The following is a 16,704-nucleotide window of genomic DNA, read 5'->3' as shown; positions in this document are numbered from 1 at the left end:
TGTCCGCCTGACGCTGGCAGAACCCGCCGTCCCCTCACGGTTTTGGCGGTGACTTTGCCACAGGTACATTGTCGGCAGGCTCTCGACGGTTCGTTACCTCATCGCCGATCTGCCTAGGATACTGCTGATGGAACAACAGGCTTCATCGTCTTGCGAAGCAATTACCCAAGCGACTTTCACGTCGCACTAGTCCGAAGATACGTGTAATAGCTATAGTTAAGATGGGAATGAGATCCAGTTTTATCTACGAATAGGGTGAAGTAGTCTTATGGTGCAAGAACGTTCTAAGGCCGGCTACTCAAAAAGGTAGCCGGCCTTCTTTAACTTGACTCGGACGCCGCTGCACCGGTTGGCCCAGATCATGGAGCACCACAGCCTACGAAAGTAGGAAAAAGAAATTTGGATCCACGGGTTGATTGTTTGAATGGCCAGTGTTTTGTACGATAATGATGGATCAATATCACCTTATCCCCAATTCAGCCCGTGTAAATAGCACCGGCTGTTTTAGGTGTTTAAAAGCCGCCCTGGATGCAACTCCCCAAAGGGTGTTCAAACATTATCTGATTCTGTTCGGCGTTTAAAGAGGAAGAAAGAGCCGACAACCAATACTGCCAACAACAATGTCAGGGTTACCTGAGAACGGGAAGAAGGAATGAAGAACATAGAGATCAGAATGGTTGTAATGGAAGCAATCGTCAACCAGTTCAAGTAGGGGAACAGCCACATTTTGACCGTTAGCTTCTCGGGTTCTTCCCGCTCTAGTTTTTTCCGCATCACCAGATGGGAAATAGCGATTACCAGGTAAACGAGAAGCGCTACACCACCTGATGCGTTCACCAGGAATAAAAAGACCGTATCCGGTGAGATATAACTGAAAATCACACCGATATAAGCAAATACTGTTCCAAACAGAATGGCACGGACCGGCACACCGTTTTTATTCAGTTTCAAAAATGCTTTGGGGGCGTCGCCGCGTTGTGCCATAGCATACAACATACGGGAGTTGGTGTACAGACCAGAGTTCAAACAGCTGAGTACAGCAGTCAATACGATAAAGTTCATGATTTGCGCAGCGGAGGGAACGCCGATATGTTCCAACACTGCGACAAACGGACTTTTTAACACATTGGCTGAGTTCCAGGGCAGAATGGTAACCACAATGGCAATCGATCCAATATAGAAGACCAGAATACGCCAAATGACACTGTTGGTAGCTACTCGTACTGCCTTTTCTGCTTCTCCGGACTCACCCGCAGCAATAGCGACAATTTCTGAACCCATAAAGGAAAAGATGACAACAGTAATGCCAAGGAACACAGATCCCAACCCTAAGGGCATAAATCCTCCACGGCCAAACAAATTGGACAGACCCGGACTTTCTGTACCTGGGAATAACCCCAGAATAACGGCAATACCCATCAGGATAAACACCGTAATACTTACAACTTTAATAAGAGAGAACCAGTATTCAAATTCCCCAAAAGATTTAACGGAATAAACATTGGTCAAAGTAAGCAAAATAGTAAGAATAAGGCTCATTAACCACAGTGGCGCATTAGGCAACCAATACTTTAGAATGCCCGCTCCCGCTGTCGCCTCAACAGCAATTACGATCACCCAAAAGAACCAGTACAGCCAACCGATTGTATACCCAGCCCACGGACCGATAGCATCACGTGCATAGGTGGCAAATGAACCGCTAGACGGACGAGCTGCAGCCATCTCCCCCAGCATCCGCATCACAAATACGACCAATAGTCCTGCTAATGCGTAAGAAATAATTGAGCCCGGACCTGCAGAATGAATAACAGCTCCACTTCCGACAAACAGTCCTGCTCCAATTACTCCGCCGATGGAAATCATTGTTACGTGACGAATTTTTAGATCCTTTTTTAAGTTTTGTTTCCCATCCACCTGATTTCCCTCCTTCATTGACAACTGGATTGGCAAAACACCCCATCGACTGCTTCGATGGCAGTATACACCTGACAAGGAAATGGCTGCTATAGATTAGAATAGATAAGGAAACGCTTACAATTTTGTTTACCTCATCAATGCCTTTAACCCAGCCATTAGCAGTATACACGATATCCAAATTCTTTTCTAGTCAACAAATCCCTCGACTAACATCCAAATTTTTGAATATCCCTGCATCGATACTTTTCCCCGTAGATGGAGATGGGTAGAAGGAGCAAAGACGGATTTCGGGGCCATCTGACCAATAAATGGAAAAATGACTCAGGTATAACCTGAGTCAAAATACTTTCTTTAGTAAAATAATGAATCGTTCCGCTCTCTATTAAGATATATCCACCAAGAAAAATTAGCACGCATGGCACTATGTCCATATCGCTCTAAAGTCTTCGCTACAAGCGGATCCTTACAAGTTTGTATCCATATGAAGCACCAAATAGCCATAAAGACGAAAAAATAACTATGATGATGATCATCGTCGAACAATGCCTTGGCTTAAAAGTACGGTATGTAGATCCCTTCGGCCGATACCCCCTGATGGATAAATCGAAAAAATTGCCCCCATTTTACCATCCGCGCATTAAAAATATCCCTAAAGTTTTTATCTTATGCAAACGCCGTTCCCTCCTCTTATATTCTTGCCATAGAATGTTCTATCAAATTGGGAAGGACGGTGCGAATGTTTTGGCTCGCCTTACTACCTGTAATGTTTTATTGTTTGTTAGAAATTTTACGTAGACGCCCTTTGGATGAAATTCGAGAGTATCCGGAATCCACCTGGTTTATAGGCGTCTCTTTGTTTGCCATGACAACCGCCCCGATGTATACACTGGCCTCCAGCAGTCCTGACCCAAACTGGGTCATCACCGGCGTAACCACAGGAATTGCAGGAGTCGCTCTCCGGGCCTGGGCCATGATTACGCTGGGGCGTCTTTTCAGTCGCAATATCGGCATACAAAAGGAACACCGATTGATCCAAACCGGCTGTTACCGCTATATCCGGCACCCGGGATACCTGGGCACATGGATGGCGTTTACCGGCTTCGCTTTGACTACAGGAACGTTGTGGCCGGTACTTTTCAACTCCATCTGCTTTTTAATTGTATACTCCTATCGCATGAATGTAGAGGAAATCATGCTGACAGCCACTTTCGGAGATCAATACCTCTATTATCGTGCCCGCACTTGGCGACTCATCCCCTATATCTACTAATAAAAATGACCGTTTTCCACGAGGAAACGGTCATTTTTATGACAAAATATAGAAACTAGTGGAGAGATCCCTTTATCCGATGCTTCCTTTCCACCGTCACAAAGGCGTCGCTGTCGGAGGATGTCTTGTTATCCATATGATTTCGGTGCAATTCCGGGAAACTATTGAACAGCTTCAGCCCGCCATTCTTCTCTTTCCCCCTTTGGCAAGGGGTCAGAAAAACGACTCCAGTCTTCCTTCATCTCCTCATCCGACAGAAGGCAGTCATCCAGGCTGCGAATTAAGGCATCCCGATCCATATCGATACCGATCAGCACCAACTGGGTCATCCGGTCACCCCAGGCGGGATCCCATTCTTCCTTTACTTCCGGCTGCTCCCGAAAAACCTCTTGCTGCTCCTCTTCCGGGAGCGATGCCACCCAGTAAGCAATGGGTCCGATTTGAATTGAGGGTCCGGCTTGGCTGAGGCTCATCGCCATCTGATTACGGCTGGCCAGCCAAACCACCCCTTTGGCGCGTACCACCGTTTCCGGCCACTCCTCCATCCACTTAGTCAATCTCTCAGGATGGAAGGGGCGCCGCCGTTGATAGACCAACGAAGAAATCCCGTATTCTTCCGTCTCAGGCGTATGTTCCCCGCCCTTCAGCAACTCTTGAAGCCATCCGGCGGACTGACTGGCTTTTTCAAAGTCAAAGCGCCCCGTATTGAGAATCTCCGCTGGTTCCACTTGGCCATGAACTGTGCGAATGATCTTGGCATCGGGCTGCAATTTGCGGAACAACTTTTCCAACTGAATGAGATCTTCTTCAGCAACCAGGTCGCATTTATTCAGCAGCAACACATCTCAAAACTCAATCTGATCAATTAACAGATCCACAACATCCCGTGTATCCTCATCACCCACGGCTTGTTTTCGATCCAATAAACTTTCGCCAGATGAAAAGTCATGCCAAAATCGATAGGCATCCACCACGGTCACCATGCAGTCGATTCGACAAATGGAACTGAGATCGATCCCGTTTTCCTCATCCACATATGAAAAAGTCTGGGCCACAGGTACCGGCTCGCTAATCCCTGTAGATTCGATCAATATGTAGTCGAAGCGTCCCTCCTTCGCCAGCCGTTCCACTTCTACCAGCAAATCCTCCCTTAATGTGCAGCAAATACATCCGTTAGACATCTCAACCAACTTCTCTTCGGTGCGGGACAAGCCGCCCCCGTCTCTGACCAAATCTGCGTCGATGTTGATTTCGCTCATGTCGTTGACAATCACGGCTATTTTCAAACCATCCCGGTTGTTCAACACATGATTCAATACTGTGGTTTTTCCCGCACCCAAGTAAACGATTAAGACCGTCACCGGTATGCGGTGATCTTTCTTGTGTTCCATCGACCCATTCATCCTCCCTGTTTTCACTCCGCTGATTTTAAATCGTAATTATTACGTTTTATTAACCCAGTGTAACGGAAGGAAGAGACGGAGTCAATATTTTATTTTGTTCACCAGCTTATATCTCGCCCTCATTTTCGTATCCGTTTCGATTTAACAGACTGGAATAATCCTTTGTGGATCCATTTGACCAGGACACTGGCGGAGCTGGATCGAGGGGAGAATCGGAAACAACAAAACCTCCCCTGCTCCTTTAGGAACAGGGGAGGGTGCTTAATGCCGCCGGGCAAAATCCACAAAACGAAATTTATCCGGACGGTGGCGGGACTCCGTGTATTGAAACAAGGTGCCATCCTCCAAATACACATAGTTTTGGACGACGGCGATCATGGGATATGCTTGAAAGTCCAACAGTTCCCGATCCTCTTCTGTCGGTTCGTCAACGGTAATGATTTTTTTAGCAAAGCTGATTCTCCGGTCCATGGTATGTTCCAGATACTCGTAAATGGAATCTCTGCACACAGCTTCCGTCAGGGGTGGAATACAATCCGCCCGAAAATGGTCTTTGTCGAGAATAATTTTTTCCCCTCCGATTTCTCGGATCCGGATCGCCTCCCAAACCGGGTCCCCCGGTTTTATTTGCAATTGATCCGCGAGAAATGGGGTCGCCTCCAGCTGCTGCAATCGATGCACCTTCGTCAAGCAAGGTTTCTTCATCTTGGAAGCCAGTTCCTTGAAGCTGACCAGCCCGGAGACAGGAAAATCGAAGCGCGGCAAAGGCAGCACAAAGGAGCCTTTCCCTTTGATTTTATGAATATATCCGTTCTGGGAGAGCAGGTGAAGGGCTTTTCTCACGGTTTCCCGGGATGTTTCATACAGCTGGGCCAATTCATTTTCCGAAGGCAGCTTGGCATTCGGACGCAAGCGGCCGGACTCAATTCGACGGACAAAATCATGGTAGATCGTCAGATAAATATTGTCCATGGCAACCCCTCTCTCCAACCGGATCAACCTCGAGTCCAGCGGTACACCAAAGATTCATACGGGCGTAATTTCCAGCTTACCCCTTGAACAAGAGAATCCGCATAGTTGCTTAGCAGCAACTCCTGCTTCCACCCTTCTGTTGCCACCGTGTCCGGCAGCGCATACTCTACGGGACGTCCGAAGAAGTTGTTAATCACCAGCAGCTTTTCTCCATCACCCTTACGCCAATAAGCAAAAATCTCTGGGTGCTCCAAGTCCTGGACTTCAAACTCCCCACTGGTGATGATGTCGTAATCTTTCCGCAGCTGAATCAACTTCCGGTAATGATGAAAGACGGAATCCGGATCACGCCGGGCTTCTTCCGCATGAATCTCCCGGTAATTCGGCGCTGTTCCAATCCACGGAACCCCTTTTGTAAATCCGCCATGGGGGGAAGCATCCCATTGCATGGGTGTGCGGGAGTTATCCCGGGATTTTTGGCGGATGATCTTCATTACTTCCTCTTCCTTCATCCCTTTTTCCCGCAGGATCCGATACATGTTCAGCGTCTCCACATCCCGATAATCATCGATCGAGGTGAAGTCCGGATTGGTCATCCCAAGCTCTTCCCCCTGATAGATATAGGGGGTTCCCTGAAGCATGTGCATCGCTGTGGCCAGCATTTTGGCGGATTCCTTTCGGTACTTCCCGTCATCACCGTAACGGGAAACTACCCGAGGTTGGTCGTGGTTACACCAGAAAAGGGCGTTCCACCCTCCGCCGCGGCCCATTTCTATCTGCCATTCGCTCAGGATCCGTTTCAAGGCCAAAAAGTCCATCTCACCCACAGCCCATTTTTCCCCGCCGGGATAATCCACTTTGAGGTGGTGAAAATTGAAAGTCATATTCAATTCCCTGTTTTCCGGACGGGTGTAGCGAATGCAGTGGGGGATGGATGTGGAAGACATCTCGCCGACGGTCACTATGTCATAATGCGAAAAGACCTCCCGATTCATCTCCTGCAAAAACTCGTGCACCCGGGGACCGTCCGTGTAAAACTTGCGTCCGTCACCGGGAGGGACACTGCCGTCATCATCCGGAAAACGCTGATCCTTGGAGATCAGGTTGATCACATCGAGCCGGAAACCATCCACTCCTTTATCCAGCCACCAGCGCATCATCTCATATACTTCCCGGCGCACCTGTTCATTCTCCCAGTTGAGATCAGCCTGGGTCACATCAAAGAGGTGAAGGTAATATTGCCCCGTCTTCTCGTCCCATTCCCATGCAGATCCTCCAAACTTGGACTGCCAGTTGGTCGGTGGGTCTCCGGTCTCTTTTCCGTCTTTCCAGATATAAAAATCCCGTCGGGGCGAATCCTTTGAGGAGCGGGCCTCCCGGAACCAGGGATGATCCGTCGATGTGTGGTTCACCACAATATCCAGCATGATTTTCATGCCGCGGTGATGCGCTTGGTCCAGCAGTTCCTCGAAATCTTCCATGCTGCCGTATTCCTTATGGATGGCATAATAGTCGCTGATGTCATATCCGTTATCCCGCTGTGGAGAACGGTAGATCGGCGTTAACCACAGTACATCCACTCCGAGCTCTTTGAGATAGTCCAATTTTTCAATGATTCCTTGAATATCTCCCACGCCGTTGCCCGTCGTATCCTTAAAACTCTTGGGATAAATTTGATAGACAACGGCTTTTCTCCACCATTCGTTCAAGCCGGACCCTCCCGATCATAGAATGTCTTCGATTTCGTCTTTGATCACCGAGGATTTGGTGCCGTAAACTGCCTGCACACCATCATCCAATTTTAACACGCCAGCGGCACCCAATCGTTTCAGTTTCGCATCATCCACTTTTCCCACGTCTTTAACACCCACCCGCAATCGGGTAATGCAAGCATCCAGCTTGGTAATGTTCTCTTTCCCGCCCAAAGCAGCCAAAATCTTGACTGCACGGCTGTCGTCGGCGGACTGGTCAGAAGCATTTCCGCTGATTCCCTGTTTCGCGCGGAATTCCTCTTTGGTAAACAGCTTGGTTTCTTCAGTCTCATCTTCTCGCCCGGGGGTTTTCAGGTCCAATTTTTCGATCAGCAGCTTAAAGGTGAAATAGTAGATCACCGCAAACAACAGACCCAAGCCCAAAATGACCGCCCAGGCGTTGGATTGGTTCGGCAAACCATTGAACAGCACAAAGTCAATGAGACCGGCCCCCCCGGCATATCCTGCATGCAAACTCAATGCATTCATCAGTCCGAAGGCAATTGCCGTCAATATTGCATGGACCACATACAACACCGGGGCCACAAACAGGAACGTAAACTCCAGCGGTTCCGTAATTCCGGTGAGAAACGCCGTAAAAGCCGCCGCGATCAGCAAGGACTTGGCTTTGATTTTTTTGGAATCTTTGGCTGTCCGGTACATAGCCAGCGCCGCAGCAGGAAGACCGAACATCACGGGAATAAACTTCCCTGCGATATAGGTTCCGCCTGTAATGTGTACCCCTGCGTCCTTCAATTTGTCGATCACTTGCGCGATGTACACGTTTTGATCCCCGACCACACGGGCACCGTCCAACGTTTGATACGTTCCGCCGATTTCGGTAAACAAAAGCGGGGTATTGTAGATATGGTGCAAACCGAAGGGGATCAGCAGCTTTTCAAGACCGCCGTACAAACCGACGATCAATGGATTGGTATGGGTAGCGACAAAGCCGCCCAGATAAAAGATTCCTGTTCCCACAACCGGCCAGACAAAGAATAAGCCAACCGCCACTAGGATGGCTCCGAAGCTGGCCACGATAGGAACCAACCGCTCCCCGCTGAACAGGGAGATAGCATCGGGAAGTTCCGCTTTATGAAATTTGTTGTACAAGTAAGCAGTAAGAAATCCGATAAGAATTCCGCCAAACACCCCGGTTTGCATGGTTTTGATTCCCAGTTCCGTTCCCAACAGCTTTTCATTCACCTTGGTGCCGGTAATATCAATGAGTGCACCCAGTACCGTATGCATGATAAAAAAGGAAATCAACGAAGCGAATCCGGCCATCCCCCGACCGGTCCAAGTAATCGCGATGGCAACAGCGAAAAGTACCGGCAGGTTATTAAAGACAGCCTGACCGGAGCGCTGCATGAGTTCACCTGTGACTTGCCATCCATGACCGCCTAAAAAAGGAAGAATGTCATGTACACTGGGATTGAGCAACACTCCGCCCAGTCCCATCAGAATCGATACCAACGGCAAAATCAATACCACAGCCATCATCGAACGGCCAACCCGTTGGAAAAAGTCAAATGAAATCCGTTTCACCATCGTGTACTGCCCCTCCATTCAAAAAAATGCCTCGATGTAATTGGGCTCCCTTTGGGTTTCCGACCTGTATATACAGGTTAGCAATGAAAAAGAAAACCCTTTCTTCTTTTGGAAGTCCGGGTGAAAGCACTTACAATCGGTGATAATGATAACCTGTATATACAAGTTTGTCAATTCCATTTTCCTCCGTAAAAAACGATAGCCTCCCTTGAAAAGCGAGGCTAAATGATGACAATCTCTTGCACAAAGTAAAGAGCTCTTCTACCTGTCGCCTCCTTCTCCGACGTACAGATGGAAACAAGGTCTCCACCTTAGGCGGTTCGGTGTGGCCGTCTCCGATCCCTTGCCAAAAGCGCAAAGGATCTTCGCCGATCACACCAAGCCTCCCCACTTATCAGTAAAAGAGCTTCTCTCTTTCCTAAGATGAACTTGTTAGTGGCTGCACTTCACTCACACTTCAACATTCAACAAATGCTTGAAACACCGCCTTAAACTCTTCAGGCAGCTCCGTCACTTGTCGGGTGAGAGCATCGAGCACTACACCGGTGATTTCCGCATCGCACACTTTTTCTCCCTTTTCATTCCGGATTTCCTGATACAAGGTATTGCTTTTATTCCCCAATCGCAACGGTTTAGAGATAACTTGAATTTTTTCGTCCAGTTTTAATTCCTGCCGATAATTCACATTTACATTGACAACGACAGGCAGAATTCCCCGCCGGGTCATTTCCTCCATTCCCAACCCGATCTGCTTCATCCATTCAAAACGGCCCCACTCCAGATATTCAAAGTATTTCGCGTTGTTGACGTGACCCAGCATATCCAAGTCTGTCGAACGTACGGTGAGTTCCATAATGTGTTGCACGAGCAGTCTCTCCCCCGATTTTTGTATTAGTATAGCACGCATTGAATGAATAGTCATTCACTTTTTGTCGGTTTGTATAGGTACACGTTATTCGTTCACACTAAGAAAACCACACTGTTGTAAAGGAGCTTTCCTTTATGAGATGGCTGATCATCCCGGTTATCGTTGCTATCTTGGTCTATGGAGCCGTCCAATGGACCAAACCGAAGCAAAAAGAGCTTGATCTGGCCCATATCCAGGCGCACAAAAAGCGAAAAGTTATCTGGCTGTTGGTGGATTCCATCATGGCTCACGCCATTGACAAGGGAGTTCAAACCGGCGAACTGCCCGCTCTTTCTTTTTTGATTTCCCATGGGCAATATTACAAAGATCTGGTCAGTTCCTTTCCCACTATGTCCGTCGTCATCGACAGCTCTTATTTGACCGGAACGTATCCCGATCAACACTATGTTCCGGGACTCTGCTGGTACGACGTACGGGAGAAACGAATCGTCAATTACGGAACCGGTTTGCAGGAAGTCCTTAACAACGGGATGAACCAATCCCTGGAGGATGCTTTAATCAACCTGAACCAGAAACATTTGAACCCTCGCCAGCCGACGCTGTATGAAGAACTGGCCCCCAAGAAAAAACAAACGGCCTCCATCAACGGGTTGGTATATCGGGGACCCGTAGAGCATCGCTTGTATTTCCCCGCTTGGATTTCCATACCGACCACTATGCCGGAATCCTTCAAGGTAAAGGGGCCTGATTTTTTCGCTTTCGGTGCGTTATCCAATCCGCTTGAGAAAAAAACCACTCTCCCCGATGGCATTACCAATGATTTGGGATTCAGCGACAAATACCCTTTGGCTGTCACCAAATATCTGATCCAACACGATAAACTGCCCGACCTCTCTCTGGTTTATCTGTCTGACATGGATAAATCCCTCCATAAAAAAGGGCCTTCAGACATGAGCGGTATACAAAAATTCGACAAAGAATTGGGTGAGTTGCTCGACAGCTTCGGTTCTTGGGACAAGCCATTCAAGAAGTGACCTGGATTATTACCGGAGACAGCGGACAGACCGGCATTGGGCCGAAAGAAGAAAATCCTGTGGTTCGGTTGGATGAACTTTTGCAACCCCATGTAGCTCTTTCGCCGGGAGAACACCCGACTCCGGAGACAGATATCGCCATTTGCTCCAACGAACGAATGGCCTATATCTATGCGTTAAAACCGTCTATCACGGTGGAAAAGCTGGCAGAGCGGTTAAAACAGGAATCAAGGATTGACCTCATCGCGTGGCGAAGCGGACAGGATGTACATGTTCTTAATCAGGAACACGGCACAAAGATGCGTTTCCGCAAGGGACAAACATGGACAGATGGTTACAACCAGCGATGGGAGATCGAAGGAGATATGAAGGCGCTGGATATCTCTGCCCATAACGATTCCAAACAACTCACCTACGGAGAGTATCCCGATCCGCTGGCACGCCTGTGGGCCGCCTTGCATTCCCACGAAGGAGAGTACCTCGTGGTCAGTGCCAAACCCAAACACCAATTGGCGGGCAACTCCACTTCTCCCAAACATCCCGGCGGCGGTGGACACGGCTCTCTTCATGCCACTGACTCCTTGTGTCCGTTGATCATCACGGGAACGGACAAGCGGCCGAAACATTTGCGAAACGTGGATATGAAGCGGTTCTTGATAGATTTGTTGACAGAGTAACACAAAAAGGGCACCGTGTTGGTGCCCCCTTAACCGCCCAGCAAGATTCTCATCCCATGCCCGACTGCGATTCCCACGTAGTTACCTACTGCATATCCCAGCACACCCGGCAGAACTGCAGGCGTGACCAACCACATCCATCCTTTTGAGGTTGCCAGAGCCAAAGCCGTGGAAGGTCCGCCGACACAAGCCTGGCTGGCCACCGCCAAGGTTTCCTCGTCAATCTTTGCCATTTAAACGCCCGAAACTTTCGATCCAGCCAAAAGCTGGCAGCAATTAAGAGCGTAATGACGGCTCCCATTCCAAAGGGACTTGTAACCCAACAACCGCTTCCACTCTGTTCCCCCCCCCCCCCCGTCTTCAACGCTAGCTTTGTTGTTTTTCCTGTATCGGGTCCCTTCGTAGAGCGAGAAGTCCCCCTGCCAGCATGAGTACACCCGCAATCGCCATAAACCATGAAAAAAGGAGTGAAGCAACTCCGCCCACGAGCAGGGCCGTTGCACTTTGTTTGTGGTCCCACTGAATTTGTTCCGGTGTGCTCATAGACACCGCAAAAATCAGGTAGGCAATCATCAGCCAGTGTAAAAATACCATTCCCCACTCTCTGGCATCCCCGGCATGCATCAATGTGGATACGGAATGGATACTCAAACCCACAATGCCTAAAAAACATCCCAACAAACCGAGGAGGCTCTCCGTTGTTCGACTTTTTTTCGTCTGCACTTCCATTGAAATCCCCCCAGTCCATAGTAGAAAATGTTGATTTTCGGATCCTATGACTAATGGACGATTCGTATGACTTTACGTATTACATACTATTTCGAAATTATTAACAAGATTCCTGTTAGAGGCATAGCTGTCCGCAGCACATTCCGCTGCTTTTTTGTTCGATATCTCCCCGCAATTCCACCAACACGCTCCCGCTGCCTTGTAATTACGAGCGATACCTGTATAGGAACTCCCGAAATGAAAAACACCCCGAAATGGTTCGGGGTGTTTTCCTCGGATATTGGATGCATCTGGTCAGAGGATTTTAAAGGATCATCCTCTGAAAACCTCAGACAACAAACCGCGCGGCCAACGGACAGTCTGTCATCTTTTCGATGAACATTATACTCCGCTTTTTTAAGAAATGTGTCAAAGTGCCATCAATATTTTGTAAAAAATCACTGCAAAGGCACTTCATCCAATTGAACAAACCGATAGCCCCGTTTTTTCAATACCGGGACTGCATCCATCACTCCCTCCGCCGTATCATGGGAGGGCTGATTCATGTGCAACAAAACAATGGACCCCGGTCGGGCATGCAGAAGAGCAGCTTTCACTTGCTCCCGAGAGTAAGTGGCACCAGCATCTCCCAACACATTGTAATTCACCACTTCTTCCCCTAACAAATGGGCGATTTGAACGCCTATCTCATCATAATAAGCAGTCCCCGACCGGAAATACTTCGGCTTTTTTCCGGTAAGCTTCTCGATTTTCCGTTGGTTTTCCCACACCTCCGCAGCCGCCTGTGCCGCATTTTCCGTTCCTTTTATTCCGTATACCGAACGGCCGTTAACGGATAGCGGCCGGTGCTCTGTGCCGTGGTTCGCGATTTCAAACAATGGATTTTTAGCCAGGCGGCGGAATGTTTCCGGATTGGCATCGATCCAGCGGCTGTTGATGAACAGGGTGGCTGGGATTCGGTTCGCTTCCAAAAAACGGATCAGATCGTTGTCATACCCGCTTCCTTCCAGGCCTCCGCAGGCATCCAATGTAAGAGCAATCACCCGCTCCTTGGAGTTTAGCTCCCGTTTCACACCGGTTACGTTTTCCCCCCATTGCCGCGGATGTGCCCCTTGAATATGGCGGATCACTTGTTGTTGAACGGACTTCAGAGACATCGCCGGCATTTTGACACGCGGGGTTGGCTTGTCTACAGAAGTTGTTGATGAAACCGGTTGAGAGCGGATCCTTTTCCCTTCTGCCGGCTTGCATCCATTTACCAATAGAAAAACCATTCCTATAATGCAACAGAATGCCAGAAAATTTCGCTGCTTCACTTTTTTCCACCCCGAAAGGACTCACTTTCCCTTTCATGATAGAGTTTTTGGAAGGGAAAAAACATCGGCAATCCGGTCTAATTTTTCAAAACCCCTTCCTCCTCCGGATGACGGAGGAAAACAGGGTCATACTAAGGGGCGGAGGTTGGTATGATGTGTGCACGTTATGATGAAAAGGATTGGGCTCAGATGGACCGACGCACCTTTTTGAGGGAAACCGGACGATGGGCCCTTTTTGCATTCGGTGCTTCCATGAGTGGCGCTATCCCTTTGGGAACGGTCGATGCGGCGCCCCAGTTTTCCGATTATCCCTTTACACTGGGGGTTGCTTCCGGTGATCCTCACCCCGACGGCATGGTTCTCTGGACCCGCTTGGCTCCAAAGCCGCTTCAAGGAGGTGGTATGCCCCGCCGCAACGTCACCGTCCGCTGGGAAGTCGCCAAAGATGAAGCCTTCAGCCATGTGGTCCGTAAAGGAACGGCGGTTGCCACACCCCGGCTGGCTCACTCCGTCCATGTGGAAGTGACCGGCTTAAGGCCGTCAACAACCTACTTTTACCGATTTATGGCTGGAAAGGAAATCAGCCAGGTGGGACGAACACGCACGGCCCCGCCGACGGGTGCCCCTGTCTCTTCTCTCCGTTTTGCCTTTGCATCCTGTCAACAATTTGAGCATGGCTGGTATACGGCTTATCGGCACATGGCACGGGAAGACCTCGATTTCATCATTCACCTGGGAGACTATATCTACGAGCACGGAATCGGACGATACAAGGCCAAAAGCGGCCTTATTCGAAAACACAACGGTCCAGAACCCTTCACCTTGGAGGAATACCGAAACCGGTATGCCCTTTACCGGTCGGATCCCCATCTGCGGGCCGCCCATGCTGCTTTTCCCTGGATTGTGACTTGGGATGATCATGAGGTGGAAAACAACTATGCGGATATTTTTCCGCAACGGGGACAATCGGTAGAATCTTTTATTCGCCGACGGGCCGCTGCCTATCAGGCCTATTACGAACATATGCCGCTCAGGATCTCTTCTTTGCCCAAAGGGCCGGACATGCAGCTTTATCGGCGGCTTATCTTCGGAAATCTGGCCGCTTTTCATGTGTTGGACACCCGACAGTACCGGGACGACCAAGTGAAAGAAGGATACCTTCCTCCCAACCCCGAATCCTTGGACCCCAGCCGCACCTTGCTGGGCAGCCATCAGGAACGTTGGTTGAAAGAAGGGCTGACACAATCACCCTCTCACTGGAACATCCTAGCTCAGCAGGTGTTTTTCTCCCAGCTGGACATTCACCGGGGACCCGGTCAGCTCTTCAACATGGATGCCTGGGACGGCTATGCCGCTTCCCGCAACCGACTGCTTCATTTGTTCTCGGAAGGCAATATCAACAATCCCGTCATTCTTACCGGCGACGTCCATGCGAATTGGACTTGTGAGCTGAAAGCGAACTTTCAGGATCCCGATTCACCGATCGTAGGCACGGAATTTGTGGGAACTTCGATCACCTCGGACGGAGATGGATCCGATCAACGGGCGGATACCGCCTGGATTCGATCTAAAAATCCTCATGTCCGTTTTTTCAATGACCTGCGTGGTTACGTTCGATGTGAATTGGACCACCGCACCTGGCGCACGGACTACCGTGTAGTGCCCTATGTCAGCCGCCCCGGTGCACCTGTTCACACCCGGGCTTCCTTCGTCGTGGAAGCCGGTAATCCGGGAGTACACCTCGACACGGAATCCCGTATACAGGAAAGTGCTCCGCTATCGGATCGCCGGGAGGAAGATCGGATGCTCGCCCAAGTACCGCAAAATATGGAGCAAATCCAATTGGCGGACCGTCGCTCTATGTTTCCGTAATAAAAAAGGAAAAAAAGAAGCAACTTAATCCTTTGGCTCTATTGCCCGTTGCTTCCTTTCCTCCAATGCAGAAGTCCGTGCTGTCCGCTCCAAGAAGCGGCACAATGCGGAAAAGTGCACTTAAAAAGTGCAAGTCACGCCTAAGTAGCAAGCTCCCAAGCCGTGCTATGTTCGTTTTTTGTCTCGTCTCCAGGGTCTGGCTGGTCATTTGTTACAGGGGGTCCGGTACGGTGTGCCGTCTCCGATCTCTTGCAAAAAGCGCAAAGGATCTTCGCCGATAACACCGACCCTCCCCATCACGCCCTAGTCGCCGGGTTCGTCATCAAAAGTCGATACTCGGGGAAAAGAGCTCTTCAGCCCATGTCGAGAAACTTTGTCAGCAGTCTCGGGCAGAAGATTTTTTGCTGCCAACTATGGCCGTTTTATATAGTGAGCCCGGTCAATCAACCGGCGGTGCTGCCATAATGCTTCCTTAAGCTTCGGCCACACCTCATCCACTACCGATCCGTGTCCCGCATGCTGGGCCCTTCGCAATATTCGCTGCAATGGTGCCACTTCCCGGCTGTAATACCAATCCGACTCTTTGATCATTTTTTTCCTGGCCGGACGCTGCTGACGCACCTGATCTTTTCGCTTTTTCTTTTTCTTCTTCGCCAACGGAAATCACCCTTTCATCTGGGTGATATATTCTATGCAGCGAAGAGAAGCGAACAGGCGCCTTAAAACGGAATTTTAAGGTCTTAATTTATGGGGTCCTCTTGGGGTCTCTCCCCCAAACGGCGACAGTTCTCTTGAGTAGGAAAGGCATTCCTCCTCAGTACACCTTCCATTACAATACTTTATCAAATCAATATAGGATTGCAGCAGCTTGACTTGAAGTTTGGATTCAGCTTGTAAACCATTTCATCTGTTAACGGCGGACAATAAGGATTGGCTGTATCATGGAAAGGCGGCATTGAAAACCGGTCAATGTTTTCAAAGTAATTTCCTACCTTCTTTGATGTTGATCGTTGTTAACCCAAGCATATATAGCACCAAGAACAGTGACTTGCTCCACACGGCTTAAGCACCCCAGGGGCACTTCCTTCGGGCGCCGTGGGCTTCTCGCTTCATTTGGCGTGGCAACCCACATCCATCCACGAAGGCTTCGTCCAAGCCTAGAAAAGGTTTAGTTCTAATTGCCCGTATCTCGGTTCAGGAACGTATCCAATCGCTCGATGTAGGATATTTCTTGCGGCATTGACATCTCTGTCTGCCACATATCCGCATGAGCAACGATGGGTACGTTCTTTTAATGTCTTCTTTACGATCCGACCGCACTCCGAGCAAACTTGCGACGTGTTG

Annotated in this window: 14 protein-coding genes and 1 pseudogene; 4 read left to right on the top strand and 11 right to left on the bottom strand. The window is 49.2% G+C overall.

What is annotated here, in order from left to right; all coding sequences use genetic code 11:
• Nucleotides 1–549: 549 nt before the first annotated feature.
• Nucleotides 550–1,932, bottom strand: a complete 1,383-nt coding sequence (locus tag IEW70_RS17320) for an amino acid permease (RefSeq protein ID WP_373286001.1) — start codon at nucleotides 1,930–1,932, stop codon at nucleotides 550–552.
• Between the two features lie 787 nt (nucleotides 1,933–2,719).
• On the opposite strand from IEW70_RS17320, the gene IEW70_RS17315 reads away from it, so the two are divergent.
• Complete coding sequence (locus IEW70_RS17315) at nucleotides 2,720–3,187, top strand: methyltransferase family protein (protein ID WP_188649160.1); 468 nt, start codon at nucleotides 2,720–2,722, stop codon at nucleotides 3,185–3,187.
• 161 nt (nucleotides 3,188–3,348) lie between these two features.
• Here the strand turns inward: IEW70_RS17315 and IEW70_RS17310 are convergent.
• From IEW70_RS17310 to IEW70_RS17290, 5 genes and pseudogenes are all read right to left on the bottom strand, one after another.
• A pseudogene (locus IEW70_RS17310) lies at nucleotides 3,349–4,578 on the bottom strand (GTP-binding protein).
• Nucleotides 4,579–4,851: 273 nt separating this feature from the next.
• Complete coding sequence (gene treR / locus IEW70_RS17305; RefSeq protein ID WP_188649159.1) at nucleotides 4,852–5,562, bottom strand: trehalose operon repressor; 711 nt, start codon at nucleotides 5,560–5,562, stop codon at nucleotides 4,852–4,854.
• A gap of 23 nt (nucleotides 5,563–5,585) precedes the next feature.
• Nucleotides 5,586–7,271: an alpha,alpha-phosphotrehalase gene (gene treC / locus IEW70_RS17300; protein WP_188649158.1), complete on the bottom strand. Its 1,686-nt coding sequence runs from the start codon at nucleotides 7,269–7,271 to the stop codon at nucleotides 5,586–5,588.
• Nucleotides 7,272–7,286: 15 nt separating this feature from the next.
• Nucleotides 7,287–8,864: a PTS transporter subunit EIIC gene (locus IEW70_RS17295; protein ID WP_188649157.1), complete on the bottom strand. Its 1,578-nt coding sequence runs from the start codon at nucleotides 8,862–8,864 to the stop codon at nucleotides 7,287–7,289.
• A 457-nt stretch (nucleotides 8,865–9,321) separates the two neighbouring features.
• Complete coding sequence (locus tag IEW70_RS17290) at nucleotides 9,322–9,729, bottom strand: acyl-CoA thioesterase (protein ID WP_229752075.1); 408 nt, start codon at nucleotides 9,727–9,729, stop codon at nucleotides 9,322–9,324.
• 137 nt (nucleotides 9,730–9,866) lie between these two features.
• On the opposite strand from IEW70_RS17290, the gene IEW70_RS17285 reads away from it, so the two are divergent.
• Nucleotides 9,867–10,766, top strand: a complete 900-nt coding sequence (locus tag IEW70_RS17285) for an alkaline phosphatase family protein (RefSeq protein WP_188649155.1) — start codon at nucleotides 9,867–9,869, stop codon at nucleotides 10,764–10,766.
• Nucleotides 10,742–11,443 carry a hypothetical protein gene (locus IEW70_RS17280; RefSeq protein WP_188649154.1) on the top strand — a complete coding sequence of 234 codons (702 nt, stop codon included), beginning with the start codon at nucleotides 10,742–10,744 and terminating at the stop codon, nucleotides 11,441–11,443. The genes IEW70_RS17285 and IEW70_RS17280 overlap by 25 nt, the downstream gene beginning before the upstream one ends.
• Before the next feature lie 29 nt (nucleotides 11,444–11,472).
• On the opposite strand, the gene IEW70_RS17275 is transcribed toward IEW70_RS17280, so the two are convergent.
• From IEW70_RS17275 to IEW70_RS17265, 3 genes are all read right to left on the bottom strand, one after another.
• Nucleotides 11,473–11,676, bottom strand: coding sequence for a DUF819 family protein (locus IEW70_RS17275; RefSeq protein WP_188649153.1), 204 nt, complete (start codon nucleotides 11,674–11,676; stop codon nucleotides 11,473–11,475).
• Between the two features lie 133 nt (nucleotides 11,677–11,809).
• Complete coding sequence (locus IEW70_RS17270; protein WP_188649152.1) at nucleotides 11,810–12,172, bottom strand: hypothetical protein; 363 nt, start codon at nucleotides 12,170–12,172, stop codon at nucleotides 11,810–11,812.
• A 437-nt stretch (nucleotides 12,173–12,609) separates the two neighbouring features.
• Entirely contained in the window at nucleotides 12,610–13,488 is an 879-nt protein-coding gene (locus tag IEW70_RS17265; RefSeq protein ID WP_229752074.1) for a polysaccharide deacetylase family protein, read from the bottom strand.
• 153 nt (nucleotides 13,489–13,641) lie between these two features.
• Here IEW70_RS17265 and IEW70_RS17260 point away from each other — a divergent pair, with 153 nt between their 5' ends.
• Nucleotides 13,642–15,360, top strand: a complete 1,719-nt coding sequence (locus tag IEW70_RS17260; protein ID WP_229752073.1) for an alkaline phosphatase D family protein — start codon at nucleotides 13,642–13,644, stop codon at nucleotides 15,358–15,360.
• Nucleotides 15,361–15,771: 411 nt separating this feature from the next.
• Here IEW70_RS17260 and IEW70_RS17255 read toward each other — a convergent pair whose 3' ends face one another.
• Entirely contained in the window at nucleotides 15,772–16,017 is a 246-nt protein-coding gene (locus tag IEW70_RS17255; RefSeq protein ID WP_188649150.1) for a hypothetical protein, read from the bottom strand.
• Between the two features lie 500 nt (nucleotides 16,018–16,517).
• A partial coding sequence (locus IEW70_RS17250) for a zinc ribbon domain-containing protein (RefSeq protein WP_188649149.1) occupies nucleotides 16,518–16,704 on the bottom strand: 187 nt, incomplete at its 5' end.

The organism is Marinithermofilum abyssi, assembly GCF_014641195.1.
Lineage (GTDB): Bacteria > Bacillota > Bacilli > Thermoactinomycetales > DSM-45169 > Marinithermofilum > Marinithermofilum abyssi.
Note: the sequence above shows the minus strand (reverse complement) of the source record. Positions and strands in the feature narration are given on the sequence as shown.